Source organism: Marivirga sericea (assembly GCF_900177665.1).
GTDB classification, from domain to species: Bacteria; Bacteroidota; Bacteroidia; order Cytophagales; family Cyclobacteriaceae; genus Marivirga; species Marivirga sericea.
On the sequence record NZ_FXAW01000005.1, the window covers coordinates 427177 to 452908 of the forward strand.

Below are 25732 nucleotides of genomic sequence, written 5' to 3' on the forward strand. Positions count from 1 at the left end.
TTTAAACAAAAAAAGCTTGCCTATCGGCAAGCTTCTATTGTTAGAAAAATTGTTTGACTATTTTCTTATTTGTCCATTTCCCAGAACATAGTATTTATTAGTCACTAATTGTTTTAAGCCTAATGGACCTCTATGGTGTAGCTTATCAGTACTAATCGCTAACTCTGCTCCTACTCCCATTTGACCCCCATCTGTGAATCGGGTTGAAGCATTATGATAGACAGCCGCACTGTCAATTTGCTCCATAAATTTCTCAGCATCGGCCTGTGTCTCAGTTAAAATAATATTAGAGTGGCCCCCAGAATACGTATTGATGAAATCAATAGCGTCATCTAAGCCATTCACTGAAGTCATAGCTGCCTTCATCGCTAAGAATTCTTCATACCAAACATCCTCATCCTCTATTTTATCATTCGTCTCCAATTGACCAATGACTTTTCCGCTAGCTACAATTTGAACTCCTTTATCAGTCAAAGCCTTCTCGATGGCTTTCAAAGTTTCTTCAAACTTAGGATGATTTTCATCTACCAAAATTTTATCCAAAGCATTACAACCAGAAATTTTATCAGTTTTAGCATTGACCAGCACTGGAATAACTTTATCCATATCAGCATCTGGTGCCACATATGCAAAATTATTTCCTCTACCACTTACAAGAACAGCACACTTTGCATGCTCTTTAACGAATCCAATCAATTTTTCGCCTCCTCGAGGTACGATTAAATCTAGTGGTTGATCAGGATTTCTTAAGAATTCCTGTGTAGTAGGTCTGTCCATTTTCAGATATTGAATCCAGCTTTCCGCTAGCCCATTATCTTGCAATGATTTGTGCCAACATTTCACAAGCTCTTCATTACTGTGATGAGCCTCTTTCCCTCCTTTTAGCAAAATTTTATTATTAGCTTTAAAAGCTAATACAGCTGCTTCGATTGTTACATCTGGTCGAGACTCATAGATAATCATGATTGTCCCAAATGGAGCTGCTTTATTAGTTATTTTCAGACCGTTTTCAAGCGTATCTTCACTAATAACTGTTCCTACAGGATCGTCTTGATCTTTCACTTCCTGAACCGCTCTGATCATGTCATCAACTTTTGCTGAATCTACCACCAAACGGTCGTACAGTGCTTGGTCATCCCTGTCAAATGCATCTAAATCTCTTTTATTAGCATCTATGATAGCATCTCTTTGTTTGTCAAGATTATCTATCATCGATTGTAAAACTGCATTTTTGATTTCTGTATTTAAAAGCTTCATAAAAGCGTAAAAATTTTAGTTAAAAATAATTTACTAGGAGCATAAGGATTATGATTCATCTTCTTTATAAATCCTTGTTCCGACATCTTTACCATGAACAATGTCAATTATTACATCCTCACGTTTACCGTTAGCAATGTAAGTAACGATATCTTTCGATGCGGCACCTTTTGCTACATTGATCTTGGATTCCATTCCTCCACGACCCTCTCCTTCTTTTTTATCGGATTCTTGGATAAATTGTTCCACTTCCTGATCAGTAGTTACGCTTTTAATCACATTAGAATCGTCATGATCCGGGTGTCCATCGAAAATTCCATCTGTATCCGTTAGTAAAATTAATGCGTCAGCGTTTACTAATTCTGCCACTAAACTTGCTAACTCATCATTATCAGAGAACATAGACATTGATAAAGAAACTGCATCATCTTCATTGGCTATTGGAATAATTCCTTGACCTAATAAACCTTCATAGCAGTTTATCATATTGTCCCTATGTCTACCGAAATCGAAATCTCTTTTAGTAGCTAACACTTGAGCACATCTCATACCATAATCATGGAAAATACTGTAGTAATGACGCATCATCCTTGGCTGCCCAACAGCAGAATAGACCTGCCTCCTTTGTGCTGCATTATCGATAGTGTCAATTTTATTATCGTCCAAAACTTCCTTACCAGCTATCACGGATCCTGATGAAATAAGAACTGTCATCACATCCTCTTCGTAAAGACGCGCCACCTGATCCACTATTCTTTTCAAGATCGGAACCACAATGCGATTATCCTTATTGGTCATCACATTCGTTCCGATTTTTACTACTATTCTTTTCTTATCGTTTTTCACAATACAATTTTATTTATGATTCTTTACCTAATTCTACAGCTCTATTAAATGCTGCATAGGCTGCATCTTCAATTAATTGCTTGATGTTATTATCTTCCATAGAATCTAAAGCAGCCCGGGTAGTTCCTCCTTTTGAGGCAACTCTTTTCATCCATCCTTCAGGACTTAAATCAGATTTGTTGAATAATTCCACAGCTCCTTCGAAGGTTGTCCCAACTAATACTTTGGAATCATGAGCAGAAAACCCCATTTTTTTTGCTGCTTCCATCATTGAATGCATGAAATAGAATACATAAGCAGGACCACTTCCTGATATACCTGTAGAAGCATCCACATCATTTTCTGTATCTAACCTCACAGATCGGCCTGTAGTATCCAATAAATTTTCAACAGTGGATAGCTCTAATCTTGAAACCTCATCAGAAGCAGTAAAAGACGTTAATCCCTTCCCAACTTGAGCAGGAAGATTAGGCATTGCTCTCACGACCTTTGTAATTCCCAAACCATCTTTCATACTTTGAATGGTTACACCGGCCATGATTGAAATTACAATCTGATCCGGAGACATCATAGGCTTTAGTTCTTCAAATAACTCATCAGTGTGATAAGGTTTTACGGCAATGAATATAATATCAGCTTTTGGAAGGCAATCTGAGAGATTAGTAAAAACATCAAAACGGCTGATTTTCTTTAGTTCCTCTGTTTTTTCAGGGCTGGTATCTGATATCATTAAATTGTGATTAGACAGAAATTCAGATTTCACTAAGGCTTTCGCATAAGCTAAGCCCATATTTCCAGCTCCTATTACAAGTACTTTCATGTGTAGTATTTTTGTTTATTAAATATAATTAATTAATTCCTAACGTCCTTCTCTCTATGCAAGCATTGTGCATCTAAACCCAATCTCATTGGAAAACTAGTGATTTTATAAAAAAAAGTAATACCTATAAACCTCATTATCAATTTGTTAAACTACCAAACTTGCTTGAATCAAATTAAATTAAACCTAAATTTAGTATTTTGAATTCTTGCGCCATATAGTCGGAAAGCTGCAATAATGACAGACTATTTGGCATTGATCAAGAAATGGCATGCAGGTCATCACACCATTACAACTCTACTATACTGCATTAAAAATTTTTAAATCAATTCCCTTCATATGTTATTTTTACTTTGTCTTAAAGCCTTTTTTTAAGATATTTTTAAATACACAAACCCTAACCATAACATTAAAAGCTGAATGTTACTACCGAGTTCCAATTCTGAGTATCAATTAATATAAAAAATAGTGTTGGTCTTTGCATCAATCATTACTTTGGTTAAAAACTAGCTAAGTCTAGCACAGGAAGGACTTAGCTACTACTAAGTCCATTTAAATAAAATTGCATTAATCGTTAGAACCATTGATTTATTGTGAAACGAATTGATAAATTGCATTTGATTTTATTGATAATCCTGCTGAAAGTGCATAAGATATTTATTGTTTTCTTTATATTTTTCTCGCTACCGTCTGTTGGTCAATCTATAAAAGACTTGGAGGAAGAACTGCTTAAGACTAATTCCGATTCTCAACGAATGAGGCTCTACTATGAGTTAAGTTCAAAATATCAATTAAACGACAATGAGCAAGCCATTTCTTATGCAGAACAACTGCTAAAATTAGCCAACCAAAAAAAGGATACTCATAATATTGTCTATGGAAAAGCGATGATTGCTTACTCGTATTACAATTTAGGAGCACTGGACAGAGCCTTGAAAATTTATTTAGAAGCTAATAATCTAGCTGTAGCATTCGAAAACGAAGAATTAAAGGATTATATAATAACCCATCTTGCCCTTACCTATGATGAAATGGGTAATTATTCTAAAGCACGAGAATACTACAACTATAATATTCAATATGCGAAAGAAAACCAATTGCCACAGGATCAGATGATAGGTCTTTTGAATATTGCTGATATGTTCGTTCGAATGAAAGAATATGATTCTGCTGAGTATTACGCCAAAAAAGCGGTTAAATTTGACGATCAAAGCGATGAAAATGTCAAATCTATTGCGTACATAAATTACGGAGTAGCACTAGAAAGGAATAATAATTTTGACAAAGCTTTAATATATCTACTAAGAGGATTAGAGATTCAATATACCTCAGACCCCGATTTTGCAGCTATCAGTGAGGCTTACCTCACAATCTCTCATATCTACTATAAGAAACAGCAATTTCAAAACGCATTACAATTTGCAGATTCATCCATCATCAATTCAAAAAAATCCGAATCAAACTATTATTTAAGGAAGGGATATAAATTAAGAAGCAACATTCAAAAAGCACTAGGAAATAATACCAGAGCATATGAGGACTTGAAAAAATTCGTTGAAACCAACGATAAAATCTACAGCGAAGAAACAACTGAAAAATTTCTTGAATTGCAGGAGCTATATGAAGCTAAGCAGCGAGAAGCTGAAATAAATCTTCTCAAACACCAAAGGGAAGTAAGTAAAGACTCCATTACCAAAAAAAATATTATCATTATAGGCTCTTTAATCATACTATTGCTGCTAGCTCTATTTTTAGTTGTGTATATCAGCAGAAACCGCTTAAAACAAAAAGCATTGACTCTGCTGAATTCCCAAAACCAAGAAATAGAAGAAAGAAATCTTCAATTAGGCGAAATGACAGAAGAGCTCAAAAGTCAAAAAGAGGAAATAGAATCACACCGAGATCAATTATCAGATGCATACGAGATTTTGGAAAAGAGGAATAAAGATGTAACTGACAGTATAAATTATGCTCAGAAAATCCAAAATTCTTTACTACCTAATCTCAGCACTATCAAAGAGGCACTGCCAGATTCATTTGTCTTTTATAAAGCAAGAGATATTGTAAGTGGAGATTTTTACTGGTTTCATCAAAAAAAATCGGATAATAAAGACATTAATTTTTTAGCTTCTATAGACTGCACAGGGCACGGAGTACCGGGAGCATTCATGAGTATGATAGCAGATGCTCTATTATCTCAAATAATAATAGAACTAGATTACAGTCAGCCTGCCGAAATTTTAAGTGAAATGGACAGACGTCTAAGAATCATGCTAAAACAGGATAAGAAATATAGTAATGATGGAATGGAAATTGGGCTCTGTGCAATTCAGCAGGAAAAAATTATTTTTGCAGGCGCAGGACACCGTCTAGTCTATTTTCAAAATAATGAATTGAAGGTGATAAAAGGCAATCGCTTCTCAATAGGTGAAAATTACATCGTACAGGATAAAATGGAATTTGAAGACCATATAATCTCTACAAAAGAGCCTTTAATGCTATATTTGTTTTCTGATGGTATTCAAGATCAATTTGGTGGGCCAAACGATAAAAAATATGGCATTAAACGGCTAAGAAACTATTTAGCAGCAATCCATAACGAACCTGCGCATCAGCAACAAATCCACATAGAAACCATAGTGAAAAATTGGAAAGGCACTAGAGAGCAAGTTGATGATATGCTTTTAATAGGTTTCCGATCGCACTAGAATCTTGCAGCCATTAATAAACTCAACTCCTTATATTTTAAATTAAACTTTTTAGCTAAATGCATATTAGTTAGGCTTCCTTTATAAGTATAAACACCTTTCATAAACCAAGAATGACTAAATATCATTTCTTCGATTCCACCTGAATCACCGGCCTGTAGCAACATAGGTGTTAAAATATTACTAACGGCATTACTAGCAGTTCTTGAAACTCTTGAAGCAATATTAGGCACGCAGTAATGAATAACGTCAAATTTTTTAAAGGTAGGCTCATCGTGAGATGTGACCTCCGATGTTTCAACACAACCACCTTGATCAATACTGACGTCAATAATCACAGCGTTTTTACGCATATTCATCACCATTTCCTCAGTAACTATACATCTATTTCGACCTTTTTCGGCTCTTATCGCACAGATTAAAACATCTGCTTCCATAAGAGAGTCACTCAGCATCACAGTGTCTAAGGTGCTCGTGTGTACGGGCTGACCTAAAGCATGCTTAATTCTTCGCAGTTTGTAAATGTGATTATCGTAAATCTCAATATTAGCTCCTAAACCTAATGCTGCTCTTGCAGCATATTCACCAACAGTACCTGCTCCGAGAATGACCACTTTTGTTGGCCTAACACCAGTTATTCCTCCTAAAATAATTCCCTTACCGCCACTCAGGTTACTTAATAATTCGGTAGCTATCTGAATGGCCGAAATGCCGGCAATTTCACTCATGGCACGCACCACAGGCATTCCACCTACCTTATCTTCTATTAATTCAATACCAATTGCATTGATTCTCTTCTCGTTTAAATACTGGAAGTATTCTTTGTTCAGCTGCCCAAACTGTAAGGCAGAAATCAAAAAACTACCGGGTTTGAACATCTCAATTTCCTCCTTAACTGGAGGTTCTATCTTTACTACTAATTGTGCTTCAAAGGCTTCCTTTGCGGAGTAAACAATTTTTGCTCCCGCATCGCTATATTCATTATCTGTAAAGTTACTGCTCAAACCCATCCCGCTTTCTACTATCACTTCATGACCATTATTGGATAATAGTGCTACTGCTCCTGGCGTTAAGGGAACTCTCTTTTCTTGAAGGGAAATCTCATTAGGAACACCGATTTGCATAGCATTTTTCCCTCTTTCTACTGCTAACAATTCCTCTTGAGGATATAAGGCACTTTTTCTTGCCAGAACGTCAAATCCTTTTCTTGAAACTTCCTTAGCCATGCTTACTTATTTTAAAATTCCTTTTTGTCTGTTGATCGGAAAGTTGAATATCAATCAGTAAAAAGCGATCAGGGATTAGAGATGGAATCAATTCAGGCCACTCTATTAAGCAAAGTTTATCTGAATAAAAATAATCCTCTACTCCTATTTCAAATGCTTCCTGCTCATTTTCAATTCTATAGAAGTCAAAATGATATAGCAGACCTTCTTTAGCTGACAAATATTCATTCACCAGGCCAAAAGTCGGACTACTTACATGATCATCCACTTTTAAGTAATCACAAAGATGACTAATAAAAGTGGTCTTGCCCCCACCCATTTCAGCTTTAAATAGCCAAATTTTATAACTTTTTCCAAAAGCATATATATCCTCCACCGTAAGAGGTAAGTCTCGCAAATCTACTTCCGAAAATGATATGCTTTCAGAGATTTCACTTTCCATCCTTCGAAGTTAATGAAATAATGGGAATTATCATTTCTTCCATTGAAACTCCTCCATGCTGAAAGGTATCTTTAAAGTAATTTACGTAATAGTTATAGTTGTTTGGATAAGCAAAAAAGCTCTCACCTTTGGTGAAAACATAGGATGTACTCACATTGATTTTTGGTAAATGGAAACGTTCTGGTTTTGGTGCCTCCAAAACATCATTACTATTCTTATAACCAAGATTTTTTCCCTGCTTGTATCTCAAATTGCTGTTAACATTTCTATCTCCCACAATTTTAAATGGCTTTTTTACCCTGATGGTACCATGATCAGTAGTAATGACTACTTTCGCTTTTTTCGTGGAAATTCTCTTTAGCAAATCAAGTAGCGGGGAATGTAAAAACCAGCTTTTGGTCAATGAACGATAAGCTGATTCATCAGGTGCTAATTCTCTAATCATTTTCATATCTGTTCTAGCATGAGACAGCATATCTACGAAATTGTATACCAAAACATTCAAATCATGATCCATCATAGCAGAAACATGCTCCAACACCTGCTTCCCTTGATTCACATTCACAATTTTATTGTAAGTGAATTTCCCCTCTATATTCTTTCTTTTAAGCTGACGCTCTAAAAATTTATCCTCAAAATTATTTTTACCTTCGTCATCATCTTCCGTTACCCACAAATCAGGATGTTTTTTTGCCATTTCATCAGGCATTAAACCTGAAAAAATAGAATTTCGGGCATATGCTGTTGTGGTGGGGAGAATGGAATAGTAATTATCCTCTTCTTCTATGTTGAAATATTTTAGAATTTCAGGCTCAATCAATTTCCATTGATCAAATCGTAAATTATCTATGACAATAAAAAAGACAGGCTCTTCTCCCATTTTCGGAAAAACCTTTTCTGCCATCAATTGATGACTCAACAAGGGAGCTTCATCTTGATAATCATTCAACCATCCCTCATAGTTGTCATCTATAAATTTCGCGAAATTAGAATTAGCTTCTACATGCTGCATAGAAAGCACTTCTGACATACTCTGGTCATCTGTTTGATCTATCTCTAAATCCCAAAAAACGAGCTTTTTGTACATTTCCGCCCATTCCGCATGATCCATCACATCTCCAAAAGCCATGCTTATATTTCGAAAATCCTGCTGGTAGCTTTGGTTAGTTTTTTCAGATACCAATCGCTGGTTATCCAAAATCTTTTTAACTGAAAGTAAAATTTGATTAGGATTGAGAGGCTTGATTAAATAATCAGCGATTTTCGAACCAATTGCTTCTTCCATTATGTATTCTTCTTCGCTTTTGGTAATCATCACAACAGGAAGATTGGGATTATGTCCTTTAATTAGGCTCAAGGTCTCTAGGCCTGTCATACCAGGCATGTTTTCGTCTAGAAATACGATATCAAATTTCTGTTCTTTACATAAATCTACTGCCTCAGAACCATTATTTACTGGAGTAATTTGATAACCTTTGTTTTCTAGAAAAATAATATGGGGTTTTAGCAGATCAATTTCGTCATCTGCCCATAAGATTTGATAATTTTGCATAGTTTATATTTGAGCCGTTAAATTTATTTGATTTGAAGAAGTTAAAAAAGGTAAACGATCCTATTTATGGATTCATTACAATAAAAAGTGAATTACTTTTTAGTATTTTCAATCATCCGTATTTTCAACGCTTACGCAGGATAAGGCAATTGGGTTTGAGTGAACTGGTTTATCCTGGAGCTACGCATACTCGCTTTCATCATGCATTAGGCGCAACTCATTTAATGGGCCTAGCATTAGACCACCTAAAGGACAAAGGAGTTAGCATAAATGAGACAGAATATGAATCAGCCCAAATTGCAATCTTACTTCACGATATAGGACACGGACCCTTCTCACATGCTTTGGAGTACAGTCTGATCAAAGGCATAACGCATGAAAATATCTCATTGCAATTCATGAAATTGCTTAATAAGGAATTCACTGGGCGATTGGATACTGCAATTGCGATGTTCAAGAACACTTATAAAAGAAAATTCTTCCATCAATTAATTTCCAGTCAACTTGATGTCGACAGACTAGATTACTTAAATAGAGATTCTTTCTACACTGGCGTATCTGAGGGCAATATCAGTGTTGACAGAATTATTAGCCATTTGGATGTGATTGAGGATGAAATTGTAGTTGAAGAAAAAGCCATTTACAGTATTGAAAATTTCCTAAACGCCAGAAGATTGATGTATTGGCAAGTTTACTTGCATAAAACAGCACTTAGTGCAGAAAGAATGCTAGTCCACTTAATCAGCAGGGCGAAAGAGGTTCATAGCTTAGATAATATCTCAGGTCCGCTAAGATATTTTCTAGAGAATGACTTTTCTTTAGAAGAATTTCAAGAAAATCCTGAAATTGTTCATCAATTCTCAAAGTTAGATGACTCAGATATTTGGCATGCCATCAAAATATGGGGAAATAACAAAGATAAAGTGCTGAAAAATTTAAGTCAGCGCATCCTCCAAAGAGATTTATTCAAAATCAAACTGGGAAACGAACCACTGAAAAAAGTAGATATTAATACTTTGAAAGGAAAAATAACGCAAGAATTTAATTTATTAAATAAAGAGGCCGCCTTCTTCATTTCCCATGGTGAGGTAACCAATTCAGCCTATGTTTTAGGCGGAAAAAGCATCAAAATAATTACCAAAAAAGGGCATTTAATGGATATTACTCAAGCAGCCGATTTACCAAATATCAAAGCTATGAGTAAAATAGTCAAAAAATATTACCTATGCCTGCCTAAAACCGTATCTTTGTAAATTATAGCAACCATAATTAGAATACATGGAATTTAGCGTAAATCAAATAGCTGGAATGATCGGAGGTACGATTGAAGGCGATGGCGAAAGATTAGTAGACAACCTAGGAAAAATAGAAGAAGGTAAAGCCCGAACAATCAGCTTTTTATCAAATGATAAATATGAAAATTTTATTTATAAATCTGAGGCAGCTGCCATCATAGTCAAAAATAATTTCACACCAAAAAGTACCATTAAACCAGCATTAATAAAAGTTGAAGATCCATATTCTGCCTTTACTAAGCTTTTGGAAGAATATAACAAGATCATGTCTTATGCTAAATCTGGTATAGAATCACCTGCTTTTATTGGTGAAGGAGGTACTATAGGAGAAAATATATACAGAGGTGCATTTTCATATATAGGCCATAACGTAAAAATCGGTAGCAATGTCAAAATTTATCCTCAAGCTCACATTGGAGATAATGTAGTGATTGGAGACGGCACCATTGTTTTTCAAGGTGTTAAAATTTATGCTGACACTAAAATTGGTAGTAACTGCAACTTTCAAGCTGGCGCAGTCATTGGAAGTGACGGTTTTGGTTTTGCTCCTCAAGCGGACGGCACCTATAAGACTATCCCACAATTAGGGAATGTTATTATTGAAGATAATGTCAGTATAGGAGCCAATACAACCATCGACTGTGCCACATTAGGTTCAACCATTATAAGAAAAGGCGCTAAAATTGATAATTTAGTGCAAATTGCTCATAATGTTGAAATAGGCGAAAATACTGTAATAGCATCGCAATCAGGGATATCGGGCAGCACAAAGATCGGTAAAAATTGTGTGATTGCAGGACAAGTGGGAATAGTTGGGCATATTGAAATCGCAGACAAAACTACTGTAAGTGCCAAATCAGGTGTTTCTAAAACAGTGAAAAATCCGGGTACCATTCTTTCCGGAATGGTCGGTTTTGAACATAAACAGTATCTCAAAGCAAGTACTTTATTTAAGAGATTACCGGAATTACACCAACAAGTTCAGCAATTGGAAAAAATAGTTTTAAATTTGCCGACTGAAAAAAAGAACTAAATGTATAATAAGCAGCATACCATTAATAAAGAAGTTAGTGTTTCAGGTGTGGGACTTCATACTGGTCACAAAGTAACATTAACCTTCAAACCAGATGAAATTGACAGCGGTATAAAATTTCAAAGAGTAGATTTACCAGAAAAGCCAATAATTGAAGCTGATGCTGACTTAGTGGTAGATACATCACGAGGCACGACCATAGCAAAAGGAGAAGCTAGAGTATCTACCGTAGAGCATGTTTTATCTGCATTAGTTGGTTTACAGATTGATAACGTTCTTATTGAAGTAGATGGCCCTGAAACCCCTATAATGGATGGCAGTGCTACGCTTTTTTATGAAGCTTTGGAATCGGTTGGCTTATTGGAGCAAAATGCATTAAGAAACTTTTTTGAAGTTCCCGAAGGCCTCTTTCTCACAGATGATGAGAAAAACGTAGAAATGGCTTTATTGCCTGTAGATGACTATAGAGTAACAGTCATGATTGACTACAATTCTAAAGTTTTAGGTAGTCAGCATGCCTCATTAAACAACATTGCAGATTTCAAAAAGGAAATCTCTACTTGTAGAACTTTTGTTTTCCTTCACGAACTACAGCAACTGTATAACAATAATTTAATCAAAGGGGGCGATCTTAACAATGCTATTGTGGTGGTTGATAAATTGGTTTCCGATGAAGAATTAAAAGAACTCGCTCAAATTTTCAACAAACCAAATATCGAGGTAAAAGAAGAAGGAATTCTTGATAATATTGAATTGCGGTTTAAAAATGAGCCCGCCCGACACAAGTTATTGGATGTTGTCGGTGATTTAGCTTTAGTCGGTAGGCCCATAAAAGGTCAGATACTAGCTGCTCGTCCTGGCCATTCAACTAATGTTGCTTTTGCTCAAAAGATCAAAAAATATATCAAAAAAGCGGAGAAGTCAGCACCGAAATATGACCCTAACGCAGAACCTGTAATGGATATTGAGGGGATTTCTGCTATGTTAAGGCATAGATATCCTTTTCAGTTAGTAGATAAAATCATTCATCAGGATCACAAAACTGTGATAGGTTTGAAAAATATCACCATTAATGAAAACTTTTTTCAAGGTCATTTCCCCGGAAACCCTGTTATGCCAGGTGTTTTACAAATTGAAGCTATGGCACAAACGGGTGGCATTTTAGTGCTTAGTTCTGTTGATGACCCTTCTGAATACTGGACCTATTTTTTAGGCATTGATAATTGTAGATTCAGGAAAATGGTGAGGCCTGGTGACACTATCATCCTAAAATGCGAACTATTAGCTCCGATAAAAAGAGGAATAGCCAAAATGCAAGGATATGCGTATGTAGGAAATAGTATCGTCAGTGAGGCTACACTTACAGCGAGAATAGTTAAAAAAGATGAAGAATAAAGCCTGTTAAAGGGTGCAAGAACAAGCATTTTTTTGCTTAAATAATAATTTACATGGATAAGTCATTAAACTATATTCATCCTGATGCTAAGATTGGTCAGGATGTAATAATCGAACCTTTTACCTTCATTGATAAAGATGTAGTAATTGGAGACGGCACTTGGATTGGGCCGAATGTCACAATCAATTCTGGAGCAAGAATCGGTAAAAACTGTAAAATATACTCAGGAGCCACAATTTCAGCTGTCCCTCAAGATTTAAAATTTAGCGGAGAAGTAACCACAACGGAAATTGGTGATGATACAGTCATTAGAGAGTATGTCAATATCAGCAGAGGAACAAGCGATAGACAAGTCACTAAAATTGGTTCTAAATCACTGATAATGGCTTATGTCCACATTGCACACGATTGTATTATAGGCAATAACTGTATACTAGTTAATTCAGTTCAAGTAGGTGGTCATGTCTCAATTGACGATTGGGCTATCATTGGAGGAGCTACTGCGATACATCAATTTGTAAAAATCGGTAGCCATGTGATGATATCAGGTGGGTCTTTAGTGAGAAAAGATGTCCCTCCATATGTAAAAGCTGCTCGAGAACCCCTTACTTATTGTGGAATCAATTCAGTAGGATTGAGAAGAAGAGGCTTCAGCAATGAAAGGATAAACGATATTCAAGAGATTTACAGAAGTCTCTATTTAAGTGGGAAAAATAATGCTGAAGCCCTAGAAAATATAGAGACTTTGATAAGAAGCAGTGAAGAACGTGACAATATCACAGCCTTCGTAAGAAAGTCAGAAAGAGGTATTATGAAAGGTTATGGCAATTGAAATAACAGTGTTCTTAAATCAATAAAGAGTGAAATATCCTAGTAATATTTTTGAGGAATTATAATTAGGAGCTTATGCAACTAGTACTTGAGGGGCTATCCAAAAAATATCCAAAAAATAAGCTGTTTGAAGATTTAAACCAGACATTTGAGTCAAATAACGCTTATGCTATAACGGGAGAAAATGGGAGTGGTAAGTCAACCTTAGTGAAGATTATTGCCGGAGTAACAGCCCCTAGCAAAGGACAGGTGAAGTTTATAGAAAGAGGAAAAGATGTGAAAAAAGAGCACATCTATAAATTATTAGGTATTTGCGCACCCTACCTTACGCTGATTGAAGAATTCACTTTGAAAGAGCATTTAGAATTTCATTCAAAATTTAGAAGTCTTCAAGTCGGAAAAAAGCTGATGGATGAAATTGAAAATGCAAATTTGCATAATAGTATTAATAAAGCTGTTGCTGAATTCTCTTCCGGGATGCAGCAAAGATTGAAATTAATATTATGTTGTTGTTTTGAAGCTAAAGTTATACTTTTAGATGAGCCTACAGCACACTTAGATTCAAAAGGGATTGCTTGGTATAAAGATCTTTTAAATCGGACTATTGATGAAAAAATTACACTAATCGCATCAAATGACCCAGCTGAATACAATGATTTTGCCAAAAAAATCATTAATATTGGCATTGAATAAAATTAAAATATGAAATAAATTATTGGATTGTGAACAATAATTCAGATTTTTGAACATTAGATTATAATAACTAATTAACTAATTATGAAAATGAATATTAAACTTTTAAGCTTTTTAGCATTATCTTTTCTTGTGATCTTCAGCTCATGTAAAAAGGATGATGATCCCAGCCCTGAAGAACAGAAAATTGAGGAATTAAGTGGAACTTGGGATATTGTTAGTGCCAATGTTTTAGACGAAGATCTAACAGGTATTTCAATAAATTTCAATGCTAGTAATACTACTTATTCAGTATCTGGCCTAGCAGCATTCACTGACGCTAATTTAAATCATACTGAAGTCTTAGGTGCAAGTGGAAGTTTTAGTTTAAATGAGAACTTAGATGTTGTTACTTTAGCAAATGGAGGTGATTTAACCATAGGTAATATCAACAAAGAAACTGGAGATTTAACGTTGAGTTATTCAGCTCCTTATCCAAAAGCAACTGATAATGCAACTAATATTACGTTGAGCTTAAAGTTACGATAATATAAATTAAATTGTTTATATAAAGCCATCTGTTGAGATGGCTTTTTTTTTATCCGCTTGCCTATAAAAATGGAACTACTAAAAAACTACATCCCAGTTTCAGAAACAGAACAAAGATATAAAGAAAAAATGCTAGAACTTTACGAAACGAAAGGTGAACAAGCATTTAACCGCAGTAATTTAGAGGCACATTTTACAGCTTCCGCATGGATTGTAGATCCTTATTCAAAAGAAATCCTTTTACTGCATCATAAAAAACTAAATAAGTGGCTACAGCCAGGCGGTCATGCGGACGGTGAAACAAATTTAGAGGCAGTTGCACGAAAGGAAGTCAAAGAAGAAACTGCATTAGAGAACTTACATTTAATAAGAGATGAAATCTTCGATATCGATATCCATTTAATACCTGAGAACAAAGGAATTCCTCAACATGAGCATTTTGACGTCAGGTTTGCTTACTTTTGCAATGATATTGAAAAAACTCAAATCAACTTTGAAAGTAACGACTTCCATTGGATTAATTTAGACAAGGTCGAATCTTTAACAAATGAACCATCTATTTTAAGAATGAAAGCTAAATCAAAATTACTATTAAATGGAATATAGAATTCTGATATATGGGGCGAACGGATACACGGGACGACTAATAACAAGAGAAGCGAAAGAAAGAGGCATTAAAATAGACATTGCAGGTAGAAATGAAAAAGCTATTAAATCACTCTCTAAAGAATCTGGCTTTTCATACCACATCATTGACCTTTCGCAAACAAATGAACTAGAAAAACTCTTAAAAGACTTTGATACAGTTATACACTGCGCAGGTCCCTTTTCAGAAACGGCAATTCCTATGGTCGAGGCATGCATTAATTCTAGCACAAATTATCTGGATATTACAGGAGAAATCTGGGTGTTTGAAGATATAATGAAATATCACGAACAAGCAAAAAAGGCTGCCATCGCCCTTATTCCTGGAGTAGGTTTCGATGTGGTTCCTACGGATTGTTTATCAGCATATTTAAAAGAAAAGCTTCCAACTGCCACATCCTTAGAGCTAGCCTTTGTGGGTTCAAAAACAAGTATGTCTCGTGGAACTGCAGTAACAATGGTAAAAAACATTTCGAAAGGTGGTTTTATCAGAGAAAAGGGGCGAATTAAAAATGTACCCTTAGCTTATGATACAAAAGAATTCCATTTTTCACATCGAAATCAATGCTGCATGACAATTCCTTGGGGAGACCTAATGACGAGCTATCACCAGACAGAAATTCCAAATATAAAAGTATTTAGCGGAGCCAGTATTAAAATGATTAATCGCATCAAACGATTTAGAGGCTTCAAATTTCTATTAGCTATCGGGTGGATACAAAAATTGATAAGGCGTAAGATTGAAAACTCGATTACGGGTCCAGCTGATGCAAACCTAAAAACGGGAAAAACCTATATATTAGGACGAGTATCTGATGATACTGGTCGAAACTATACGGCAGAATTGATCACTCCAGAAGCTTATTTCCTTACAGCAAAGACCGCATTAGCATCTGCATTGAAACTGAAATCCCATAAAGTATACGGTTATTTAACACCAGCTCAGGCTTTTGGAAAGGATTTTATTATGGAATTTGAAAATGTGGAAAGAATTGACAAAACATAAAAAAACCCCGGTGAACCAAACCGGGGTAAACTATCAACCTTAAAATTACGCCCATTTGAATAAATGAATCGTAAAGCTTAATACAAATGTAAAACGCTTTTTTCAAACGTAAATAGCACAAACAGTATTTAAATCATTCATGTAAGGTTTTTTATATTTTACAACATTAATTGTTTAAACATATGTTCAAGGTTAACACTATTATTTTAGTAATTTGCTCCACATTTTTCTTCGCTTGCAGCCCGTCAGAAGAGGAATTAATGCAAGAGAGTAGAAAAAATATGGGCTCTGAAAATTACAAAGAAGCCATAAAATACTTAAATCAGGTACTTTCTAAGAATAATACTAATGCAGACGCCTACAATATGAGAGGAGTAGCATATTTGCAAATATTAGATTATTCAAAGTCAAAAGAAGATTTTACGGAATCAATAAAAAATGATTCCTCCAACTATAAGCCGTATTATAATAGAGGAAATCTCCATTTAGAGACCAAAAGTTACGAAAAAGCGCTATTAGATTACAATAGAGCTATAGATTTGCGACCAAATAATGCAGACTTGTTCATAAATAGAGCAACAGCATTATTTGAATTAAAACAATATGATGCAGCTCTAGAAGACAACAGATTTGCTATTAAACTATCTCCAAATAATTATATCCCATACTTGAATAGTGCGAAAACATTAATTCAATTTGGATCCTTCAGCAAAGCAGATAGTCTACTAGACCTAAGTCTGAAAATCAATCCTGAAAATGGCGAAAGCTTCTACTGGAGCGGATTCATAAAAATTAATACCGACCAAAAAGACGCAGGTTGCGATGATTTAATAAAAGCCAAGAATAGAGGCTTTCAGGATGCTATTGAAGCATTAGATAAGTTTTGTCAATAGAATTTCAAGGGAGTTGTACAACAGCTCCCTTGAAATCTCCAGCACACCTCAATATTACCTAGAAGCTAATAAAACCATTGCAAAGGCTATTACACTTAACCAAAATTTATAAGTTGCCAAAGCTGGAATCGCAATAATTCCTAATTCCATAAAGACCAGCACCAGTATTATAACGATAGCAACTAGCTTAATTAAATTTCTCGATTTTCTGCTCATAATTTTAAGTGTTTTGGTGATTTCAATGATAAATATATCATTCTCATTTTACAAATCTGCACTTCCTAAAAAATTAACTTAAATTTGCTTTCTGAAATATGGCAGAAATTAATAACGATATTAACCAGGCGAAATACATACTAGACGCAGACCAACTGATCGGTTTGCCGACAGAAACAGTATATGGACTGGCAGGAAATGGCATTAAATCAGAGGTTGTCAGTAAAATCTTCGAAGTAAAAAACCGACCTCATTTTGATCCATTAATCCTTCATTCGTATAGTTTGGAAGCAATTAGTGCATATGTCAAAGAAATACCTGAAACTGCAAAAGTTTTGGCTAAAGCATTTTGGCCAGGCCCTCTGACCATTTTGTTGGAACGCAATGAAAAAGTACCTGACCTAACATGCTCAGGATTAGATAGAGTAGCTTTCCGGATCCCAAATCATCCTAAAGCGCTTAGCTTACTTCAAATATTAGATTACCCTCTAGCTGCCCCTAGTGCAAATCCTTTTGGGTACATCAGCCCTACTAATTCGCAGCATGTTCAACAGCAATTAGGAGCTAAAATCCCGTTCATTTTAGAAGGTGAACTTAGTGAAGTTGGGATAGAAAGTACTATCGTTGGATTTGAAAATGGAGCAACTATAATTTATCGACTTGGGGGATTGGATATAGCTGCAATTAAAAAAGTAGTAGGCGAAGTAAAAATCCTTCCTCATTCAAGCTCAAAACCTGATGCGCCAGGAATGCTTAAAAGTCACTATGCACCACGAAAAAATATAATACTAGGAAAAATAGACGAGCTAATACCACAATATCCTAAGCTAAAACTTGGAACTTTAACATTTTCCAAATTTTATGAAGATGTGGAAGTGTCTCTGACGCTTTCAAGATCTAGGGATATGCACGAAGCCGCAAAAAACTTATTCTCCCTTCTTCGTAAATTAGACGAGAGTAATGTAGATTTGATAATAGTTGAAAAGGTACCGGCTGAAGGTTTAGGGAATGCTATTAATGATAGGCTACAGAGAGCAGCTGTTAAGGAAAAAATTGTATGACAATACCGATTTAAAAATCAAATCAGCATAAGTAGATTAAGGCGTGATCATAACTACTCTACCCATTTGAGCAAGTAGACAAGTTATAAATAGTTACAGCCAATTACATATAACCGAATTAAAAATAATAAAATACTCATGAAAACCGTAAAAGACTACTCATTTGAAAATAAGACGGCATTAATCAGAGTCGATTTAAATGTTCCGCTAAATAAAGATTTTCAAGTAACTGACAACACCAGAATCAAAGCTACTATTCCTACCATAAAAAAAATATTGGGAGATGGTGGAAAAGCCATTTTAATGTCACATTTAGGCCGACCTAAAAATGGTCCAGAGAACAAATTTTCTTTACAACATATAGTACCCGATTTAGAAAAGGCATACGGAACTAAGGTTCATTTCAGTGAGGACACTGTAGGTGAGAAAGCAGAATTAGCAGCTCATAACCTAAAACCGGGCGAAGTATTATTATTAGAAAATGTCCGCTTTCATGAAGGAGAAACTAAAGGCGATGAAGCATTTTCAAAAGCGCTGTCAAAATTGGGAGATGTATATGTGAATGATGCTTTTGGTACCGCTCATCGCGCCCATGCGTCCACCACAGTAGTAGCTAAGTACTTTGAAGATAAAATGGCAGGATATGTCATGGCTGCAGAAATAGAGAATGCTGATAAGGTACTAGAAAAGGCAGACAAGCCTTACACAGCGATTATGGGGGGAGCAAAAATATCTGATAAAATTTTAATCATAGAAAAACTACTAAATAAGGTAGATAATCTCATTATTGGAGGAGGAATGTCCTATACTTTTTTCAAGGCTATGGGAGGAAAAATAGGAAACTCTTTAGTAGAAGAAGATAAACTTGACTTAGCAAAAGAATTGATTCAAAAAGCCAAAGAGCAAGGTGTAGAGTTAAAATTACCGATTGATTCAATTGTAGCTGATAATTTCGCAAATGATGCTAATACCAAAATTGCTCAGAACCACGCCATTGAAGATGGATGGATGGGATTGGATATTGGACCCGAAGCAACTGCAATTTTTCAAAAAACCGTAGAAGAATCAAAAACCATTTTATGGAATGGTCCTATGGGGGTATTCGAAATGGAAAATTTCGCTAAAGGAACGAAATCAATAGCAGAATCTGTCGTGAAAGCTACGGAAAATGGAGCATTTTCTTTAATTGGTGGTGGCGATTCTGCGGCAGCAGTAAATAGCCTTGGGTACGGAGACAAAGTCAGTTACGTATCCACTGGCGGAGGTGCCCTACTTGAATATATGGAAGGCAAGGAACTACCAGGTGTAGCTGCTCTGAAAGCCTAAAATCAAACGGCTTCCTCTAGTTTTACGACTAACGGAAGTCGTTTTTTTATCTATCTTAAAGAGGCCTATTTCTTCAGTTTAGTGACCTCTTCCTTAATTTCTAGGACAATATCCGTCAGCTCTCTAAGGCTCATTGGAGGATTTCCAGTATTTTTAACATCTGGGAATTGAGTGCTGATAAATGCTTTTGCTTCCCAAACTTCCATCACACTCTCAATCGCTATTTCATAAGGAGAATAAACTGTATTATCAGAAACCATAAATAACACCCCTTTCTCGTCAGCATAATTAAAAACCCTCTTATAAACAACCCCCTCCTGCTCGCTCACTATTATATAGGTCTTGCCATTACGAATCGATTCTGGACTTTCTACATACTCACCAATTATGATGGTCCCAGGCTCAAGCGGCAACATAGAATCACCGCTAATCTCAAAAGCGCGATAGGTGTTATTTCTTGGTAAATTGGGCAACTGGAAACGGGGAAGTTCTTGTAAATACTCGGGATCCGCATAGCCATTAGTATAACCTGCCGAGGCTTTTTGAGGTACTAATTCAATATTCTCCCGCTCATGACTATCCACAGTAATTGCTAAAACTTTGGTGGGCTTTCGACTGACTACCATGGGACTAGATAAATCTTTACCCAATAAATCATCAACACTCACATTAAAAAGTTCTGATAACTTCAGTAAAGTTTGAATTCTTGGATCAGCCCTTCCCTCTTCATAAGAGCCAATCTGTGGACGTTTAACACCTAGCCCATCGGCCAAGTCTTGCTGCGTCCATCCTTTTTCCTTTCGCAGATATTTAATATTATTATTAATCAAGCTCATGTTTTTCAGGTTCAAGTACCAAAGTTTTAAAATCAGATACAATCATTGCTTTTCATTATTTGGTAGATTCCAAGAGTTTTTTAGAGAACTAATACTTTAAAGGACACCAAACCCTATGTTTTTCCAAATTCCATCTATTTGTACTCATTTTAATCTACCTTTTAAAAATTGTAATATGGTAAATCCGTCCTCTAAATATTTTAGGCCAACTACCTTATCCTTAGATTAAGAAGTTTTTTCAGAAAAATCTCAAAGACGAGCAAAGATAACTAGGCTTCACGAAAAATCATCACATCATTTCGTTCTCTGCATTCCCCATTTAAATTATACAAAACCTTTTGATGTAAAGAAATTTTATCTTCTGCGCTACTAAATCGATTCTTTATCCTTCCAACCACATCTCTCAACGTATCTTGTGGTTCTGCGAGGGTATAACCATACCAGCTACTTTCTCCGGATTGAGTCTGAACACGAAAATGTACCTGACATCGGCCTGAAATCAGACGTTTACTTGACAATTTAACTTTGACATCCATCTTCTTGTATATTTAGTAGTACAAGTGTTTACTATATTTATTAGTATTATTACTTATAAATTTAGTAATAAATACTATAAAAACCAACATTAAACTAAATATGTTAGTTTAATGTTGGGTTGGGAGATGCATCTACATATACTCGACTAAATTCAATACCTATAGATCAATTGACTAGAAGCTCCTCACATACAAGAAAGACGTAATGCATCTACTTATGATTGAACTATTTTTTCGAATTACTAGTGCTAAAATATACTGCTGATTTTAGAGTAAGCTCATAGCCTCAAATCCATTTCCAGCAAATTAAAATATAGCCATGATGAACATTGTAATGAGGCAGGATGGCCTTTCAAAAGGCATCTAACCTCTAGTTATCCGGAAGCTCAAAAAGACTACCAACTTAACCGCCAGAATAATCACTTAAATTTCAGATTAAAAAGAATAAAATACAGGAATCAAAAGTGATGCAATAATCCAAAAAATTATTCCTAAGGGTGCTCCTATTTTAAAGAAATCTTTAAATTCATAATTACCTGCACTATAAACCATGGTATTGGTTTGATAGCCTATAGGCGTCATAAAACTGGCACTTCCCGCCATCATTACTGCTACTAATAAGGGTAAAGGACTAAATACTAAAGCTTCTGCAATTGCCATAGCTAGCGGTGCCATTAAAGCCGCCGCAGCATTATTTGACATGATCTCTGTAAATACCATCGTGAGGAAATAAACTAGAGCGATGATTAAAAAAGGAGATATCTGACTTTCTGTGAAAGCTGTTAAATGGGTCACTAACCAATCATTCAGTCCACTTTTTTCCATTGCAGTACCGAAACTCAGAGAGCCGGCAAGTAGGAAAATAACTTGCCAATCTATCGAACGATAGGCATCGGTCATGCTTATAATTCGAAAAGCGCCCAAAATAAATACGCCTGCCCAAGCAGACGCTACAATGGGTAAAATATTGAGCGTAGCCGTTAAAATTACTAACCCTAAAACACCTGCAGAAATAAAGAGATTTTTTCTATCTGGTATATTTAAATCACTCTCTCTAATGGATAAAAAAGGTGCATTAGGGTTACTCTCTGCCTTTTGCAATAGTTCATAACCCTTCTTACTAGTTTGTAATAATAGAATATCTCCCACCTTAAGTCGAATATTCTCCATGTCAGTAAATTTCCGCTGACCACGATGTCGGATCGCTAGCAGATGGGAATGATAATTTTTTAAAAAACTTATATTTCTAAGTTTTCTGTCTACCAATTGAGTACCCGGCATAATAATCACTTCTACAACTTTCGTTTCTTCTTCAGGAAAATACTTATCTGTTATAGATTTTACGATAGAAACATGTTGATCTGCTACTACTTTCTTTACTTTATCCAACTCTCCTTTAATTAACATCGCATCGCCCGCCTCCAGCTTTGTACTCATTTCCGGATTTCGAAAGGACTCATCACCCCTTTTTAACTCCTGCACTTCAAAAGATAAATCCTTTTCCTCAAATAATTCTTCAATACTTATCCCCTTCTTCTGATCGGGTAACTCTTGTATCTGAATTTCAGTTAAAAACGTCTTTATCTGGTCCACATCTTGTAGAGGCTTCACTTGAGACTCCTTTGGCAATAAACGCTTCCCAAAAACCATCAAATAAACTAATCCCGTAACCAAAAAAACAATTCCAATTGGGGTCATCGTGAAAAGCCCAATTTCATTAAAACCATTATCATTAGCAATACCTGCAACTAAAAGATTAGTAGAGGTTCCAATTAACGTACACGTTCCTCCTAATATGGCACCGTATGAAAGTGGAATGAGAAACTTATTAGGATATAGATTCAGTTTTTTTGCAGCTTTCGAAACAATCGGAATAAAAGTTGCTACAACAGGTGTATTATTAATAAATGCTGAAAGTAAACCAACACCAGAACTCATTCCTAAAACAGCCCCACTATATGACTTATTAAAAAGTCTAGTTGTTAAAGGAGCTAATAACTTGATGACCCCATTCCTAATTAACGCACTACTTAAAATAAACATAGCCATCACCGTCAAAGTTGCGCTATTCGAGAATCCTCTAAAACTTTCTTCTGGCTCTAAGACTCCCAAGATAATCCAGAGAACCATTACACCTAAGGCTACCAAATCTACACCTAAAGTCTCTGTAGCCAACAATACAATAGCCGATACAATAACACAGATAGTGATTACAAAAGATAGCTCCATAGGTTTCGAATATAGATGTCAACTAATTTGTAAGCAAGAATATCTTCAAATACATCCAAATACACTAGGCAAAAATTCAATATTCTATACATGAAGATTTTAGTAACTATAAAATCAACGAACCAAACTGCTTATTTTTCAAACTTATATGTGTAGCAGTTATTCGCATATTAGACATTGCATTCCCGTATTTCTACTATTCAAAACTAACTTGCGATCTTGCACTATATTAATAGACTAAATTACAGAGCTATAAAAAAATATGGTCGAATAAAATCTTGGATAGTTTCATAATAAGACTTAGAAATTTAAAATGGCAGTGGGCGCTACCTTGCCTTATTATCAATTATTGTTATCTTATAATTATTACTAGTTTAAACACAATAAGTTTATTCCCTTGAAATTCGTAAAGCATTTACTTTTTTTATCAGGCTTAATTACATTAATTACTTCTGTGAGCTAAAGTCAAGAAGCTGTGAGAGACACCTTAAGCACTGACAAAAAACGTTATCTTTGGGACAATAGGATTCGTTCCATTATACTATGTTGCGAATATCTCCAATGAAAGAAAAATTGTAGAGAACACCAATAGTTTCTTGCGTTCGTATTGGTTAAAAGTTTCCGCTGGAACTTGGGCAGCATGGTCAGTTGGTGGGCCTGTCTATTCAAGTGGAATTACGGCATTAACAGGCTTAAAAAACATTCACATAATGTTTAACATGGGTATTGCGGTCTTACATGACAGAAAAATGAATCAAGAAGCTGTAAATAACCCATACCAAACAGGACAAATTGCATCAAAGTCTGATTACATTGATGTACGTTTGGCAGGAGGCATTGGATTAAGGTATCAAGAGCCTAAAACACCTTTCGTTTTTAGAATTAGAGTGAGTTACCCCGAATCCATCTATATAGGTTGAGGAGTGAGTTTCTAGCTCATCCAACTCAATATAAGTATTGCACACTGACTTAACTATATTCCTGCCAATGCAAAAGAGAAGAACCTTATACAACATAGCAAAATTAAGAATTGTAACTTTAGCTGCTTACATGAAGAGCTATTAGTATTCAAATTGCGGATTTGTTACTTAGAAAAGTACAGGCACAAAAAAAACCCTGAAAGATCACTCAATCAGGGTTATAAATAAAAGTTGGCAACGACTTACTCTCCCACCTTTTACGGCAGTACCATCAGCGCTGGTGGGCTTAACTTCTCTGTTCGGAATGGGAAGAGGTGTACCCCACCGCTATAGTCACCATAAAGCGTTAAATATCCTTATGATACTTTTAATCCCGATTGCTCGGGAGGGTGTATCAGTATTTTAAATTAATCTCACCTTTTGAGATTAATCAACATGTTAATGTGAAAGAGTCTTAAAGTAAACACAAGACTGTTGAACGGAAAGCTACGGATAATTAGTACTACTCGGCTATGACATCACTGCCTTTACACCTGTAGCCTATCAACCCCATCATCTATAGGGTTCCTTTAAAGAAGTCTCATCTTGAGGCGGGTTTCGCGCTTAGATGCTTTCAGCGCTTATCCCTTCCAAACATAGCTACCCAGCGATGCACCTGGCGGCACAACTGGTACACCAGCGGTTTGTCCAATCCGGTCCTCTCGTACTAAGATCAGGTCCTCTCAAACTTCTAGCGCCCACAACAGATAGAGACCGAACTGTCTCACGACGTTCTGAACCCAGCTCGCGTGCCACTTTAATGGGCGAACAGCCCAACCCTTGGGACCTTCTCCAGCCCCAGGATGTGACGAGCCGACATCGAGGTGCCAAACCTCCCCGTCGATGTGAGCTCTTGGGGGAGATCAGCCTGTTATCCCCAGAGTACCTTTTATCCTTTGAGCGATGGCCCTTCCATGCGGAACCACCGGATCACTATATCCGTCTTTCGACCCTGATCGACTTGTAGGTCTCACAGTCAAGCTCCCTTATGCTATTGCGCTCTACGCACGGTTACCAAGCGTGCTGAGGGAACCTTTGAAAGCCTCCGTTACTCTTTTGGAGGCGACCACCCCAGTCAAACTACCCACCACACAATGTCTCCGCTTATCACGGATTAGGCATCAGATAAAATAAGGGTGGTATTTCAACAAAGACTCCACCATGCCTGGCGACACAGCTTCGAAGTCTCCCACCTATCCTACACATATTTTACCCAATGTCAATGTGAAGCTATAGTAAAGGTTCATGGGGTCTTTTCGTCCCGTTGCGGGTAAGCGGCATCTTCACCGCTACTACAATTTCACCGAGCTCGTGGCCGAGACAGTGCCCAGATCGTTACACCATTCGTGCAGGTCGGAACTTACCCGACAAGGAATTTCGCTACCTTAGGACCGTTAT

The 25732-nt window shown here is 36.0% G+C and carries 21 protein-coding genes and 2 rRNA genes; 13 read left to right on the forward strand and 10 right to left on the reverse strand.

What is annotated here, in order from left to right:
- Positions 1-57: 57 nt before the first annotated feature.
- From B9Y84_RS13665 to proC, 3 genes are read right to left on the reverse strand one after another with little or no spacing between them, the layout of a single operon-like run.
- Positions 58-1257 (reverse strand): glutamate-5-semialdehyde dehydrogenase, encoded by a 1200-nt coding sequence (locus tag B9Y84_RS13665; RefSeq protein WP_085517943.1) that lies wholly within the window; start codon positions 1255-1257, stop codon positions 58-60.
- Positions 1258-1305: 48 nt separating this feature from the next.
- On the reverse strand, positions 1306-2103 hold the full coding sequence (proB, locus tag B9Y84_RS13670) for a glutamate 5-kinase (protein WP_085517944.1): 798 nt from the start codon (positions 2101-2103) through the stop codon (positions 1306-1308).
- Positions 2104-2116: 13 nt separating this feature from the next.
- The gene (proC, locus tag B9Y84_RS13675; protein WP_085517945.1) at positions 2117-2923 is read right to left on the reverse strand and encodes a pyrroline-5-carboxylate reductase; all 807 of its coding nucleotides are present in this window, start codon (positions 2921-2923) and stop codon (positions 2117-2119) included.
- Positions 2924-3567: 644 nt separating this feature from the next.
- On the opposite strand from proC, the gene B9Y84_RS13680 reads away from it, so the two are divergent.
- Positions 3568-5631, forward strand: coding sequence for a SpoIIE family protein phosphatase (locus tag B9Y84_RS13680; protein ID WP_139828038.1), 2064 nt, complete (start codon positions 3568-3570; stop codon positions 5629-5631).
- Here the strand turns inward: B9Y84_RS13680 and B9Y84_RS13685 are convergent.
- The 3 genes from B9Y84_RS13685 to porX are packed head-to-tail and all read right to left on the reverse strand — an operon-like array spanning position 5628 to position 8851.
- Positions 5628-6857 (reverse strand): alanine dehydrogenase, encoded by a 1230-nt coding sequence (locus B9Y84_RS13685; RefSeq protein ID WP_085517947.1) that lies wholly within the window; start codon positions 6855-6857, stop codon positions 5628-5630. The genes B9Y84_RS13680 and B9Y84_RS13685 overlap by 4 nt on opposite strands.
- Entirely contained in the window at positions 6850-7299 is a 450-nt protein-coding gene (gene tsaE, locus B9Y84_RS13690) for a tRNA (adenosine(37)-N6)-threonylcarbamoyltransferase complex ATPase subunit type 1 TsaE (RefSeq protein WP_085517948.1), read from the reverse strand. Before tsaE ends, B9Y84_RS13685 begins: the two co-directional genes overlap by 8 nt.
- The gene (gene porX, locus B9Y84_RS13695; RefSeq protein ID WP_085517949.1) at positions 7289-8851 is read right to left on the reverse strand and encodes a T9SS response regulator signal transducer PorX; all 1563 of its coding nucleotides are present in this window, start codon (positions 8849-8851) and stop codon (positions 7289-7291) included. Before porX ends, tsaE begins: the two co-directional genes overlap by 11 nt.
- 32 nt (positions 8852-8883) lie before the next feature.
- Here porX and B9Y84_RS13700 point away from each other — a divergent pair, with 32 nt between their 5' ends.
- From B9Y84_RS13700 to B9Y84_RS13750, 11 genes are all read left to right on the forward strand, one after another.
- Entirely contained in the window at positions 8884-10104 is a 1221-nt protein-coding gene (locus B9Y84_RS13700; protein WP_085517950.1) for an HD domain-containing protein, read from the forward strand.
- A 25-nt stretch (positions 10105-10129) separates the two neighbouring features.
- The gene (gene lpxD / locus B9Y84_RS13705; protein WP_085517951.1) at positions 10130-11179 is read left to right on the forward strand and encodes a UDP-3-O-(3-hydroxymyristoyl)glucosamine N-acyltransferase; all 1050 of its coding nucleotides are present in this window, start codon (positions 10130-10132) and stop codon (positions 11177-11179) included.
- Positions 11180-12574 (forward strand): bifunctional UDP-3-O-[3-hydroxymyristoyl] N-acetylglucosamine deacetylase/3-hydroxyacyl-ACP dehydratase, encoded by a 1395-nt coding sequence (locus tag B9Y84_RS13710; RefSeq protein ID WP_085517952.1) that lies wholly within the window; start codon positions 11180-11182, stop codon positions 12572-12574.
- A 53-nt stretch (positions 12575-12627) separates the two neighbouring features.
- Positions 12628-13407: an acyl-ACP--UDP-N-acetylglucosamine O-acyltransferase gene (lpxA, locus tag B9Y84_RS13715; RefSeq protein ID WP_085517953.1), complete on the forward strand. Its 780-nt coding sequence runs from the start codon at positions 12628-12630 to the stop codon at positions 13405-13407.
- A 74-nt stretch (positions 13408-13481) separates the two neighbouring features.
- Positions 13482-14099: an ABC transporter ATP-binding protein gene (locus tag B9Y84_RS13720; RefSeq protein ID WP_085517954.1), complete on the forward strand. Its 618-nt coding sequence runs from the start codon at positions 13482-13484 to the stop codon at positions 14097-14099.
- Between the two features lie 90 nt (positions 14100-14189).
- Positions 14190-14627 (forward strand): hypothetical protein, encoded by a 438-nt coding sequence (locus B9Y84_RS13725; RefSeq protein ID WP_139828039.1) that lies wholly within the window; start codon positions 14190-14192, stop codon positions 14625-14627.
- A gap of 69 nt (positions 14628-14696) precedes the next feature.
- Positions 14697-15233, forward strand: coding sequence for an NUDIX hydrolase (locus B9Y84_RS13730; RefSeq protein WP_085517956.1), 537 nt, complete (start codon positions 14697-14699; stop codon positions 15231-15233).
- A complete protein-coding gene (locus tag B9Y84_RS13735; protein WP_085517957.1) occupies positions 15223-16278 on the forward strand; it encodes a saccharopine dehydrogenase family protein in 1056 nt (351 codons plus the stop codon). Before B9Y84_RS13730 ends, B9Y84_RS13735 begins: the two co-directional genes overlap by 11 nt.
- A 182-nt stretch (positions 16279-16460) precedes the next feature.
- Entirely contained in the window at positions 16461-17171 is a 711-nt protein-coding gene (locus B9Y84_RS13740; RefSeq protein WP_085517958.1) for a tetratricopeptide repeat protein, read from the forward strand.
- 314 nt (positions 17172-17485) lie between these two features.
- Positions 17486-18448, forward strand: coding sequence for an L-threonylcarbamoyladenylate synthase (locus B9Y84_RS13745; RefSeq protein ID WP_085517959.1), 963 nt, complete (start codon positions 17486-17488; stop codon positions 18446-18448).
- Between the two features lie 138 nt (positions 18449-18586).
- A complete protein-coding gene (locus tag B9Y84_RS13750; RefSeq protein WP_085517960.1) occupies positions 18587-19774 on the forward strand; it encodes a phosphoglycerate kinase in 1188 nt (395 codons plus the stop codon).
- Between the two features lie 65 nt (positions 19775-19839).
- On the opposite strand, the gene B9Y84_RS13755 is transcribed toward B9Y84_RS13750, so the two are convergent.
- Both B9Y84_RS13755 and B9Y84_RS13765 read right to left on the reverse strand, forming a co-directional pair.
- On the reverse strand, positions 19840-20610 hold the full coding sequence (locus B9Y84_RS13755; RefSeq protein ID WP_085517961.1) for a LexA family transcriptional regulator: 771 nt from the start codon (positions 20608-20610) through the stop codon (positions 19840-19842).
- A gap of 971 nt (positions 20611-21581) precedes the next feature.
- Complete coding sequence (locus B9Y84_RS13765; RefSeq protein ID WP_085517963.1) at positions 21582-23375, reverse strand: SLC13 family permease; 1794 nt, start codon at positions 23373-23375, stop codon at positions 21582-21584.
- A gap of 596 nt (positions 23376-23971) precedes the next feature.
- Between B9Y84_RS13765 and B9Y84_RS13770 the strand changes: the two genes are divergently transcribed.
- Positions 23972-24295 carry a hypothetical protein gene (locus tag B9Y84_RS13770; RefSeq protein ID WP_085517964.1) on the forward strand — a complete coding sequence of 108 codons (324 nt, stop codon included), beginning with the start codon at positions 23972-23974 and terminating at the stop codon, positions 24293-24295.
- Between the two features lie 229 nt (positions 24296-24524).
- On the opposite strand, the gene rrf is transcribed toward B9Y84_RS13770, so the two are convergent.
- Positions 24525-24636 (reverse strand): 5S ribosomal RNA (gene rrf / locus B9Y84_RS13775).
- Positions 24637-24771: 135 nt separating this feature from the next.
- Positions 24772-25732, reverse strand: a 23S ribosomal RNA gene (locus B9Y84_RS13780); the annotation flags it as partial.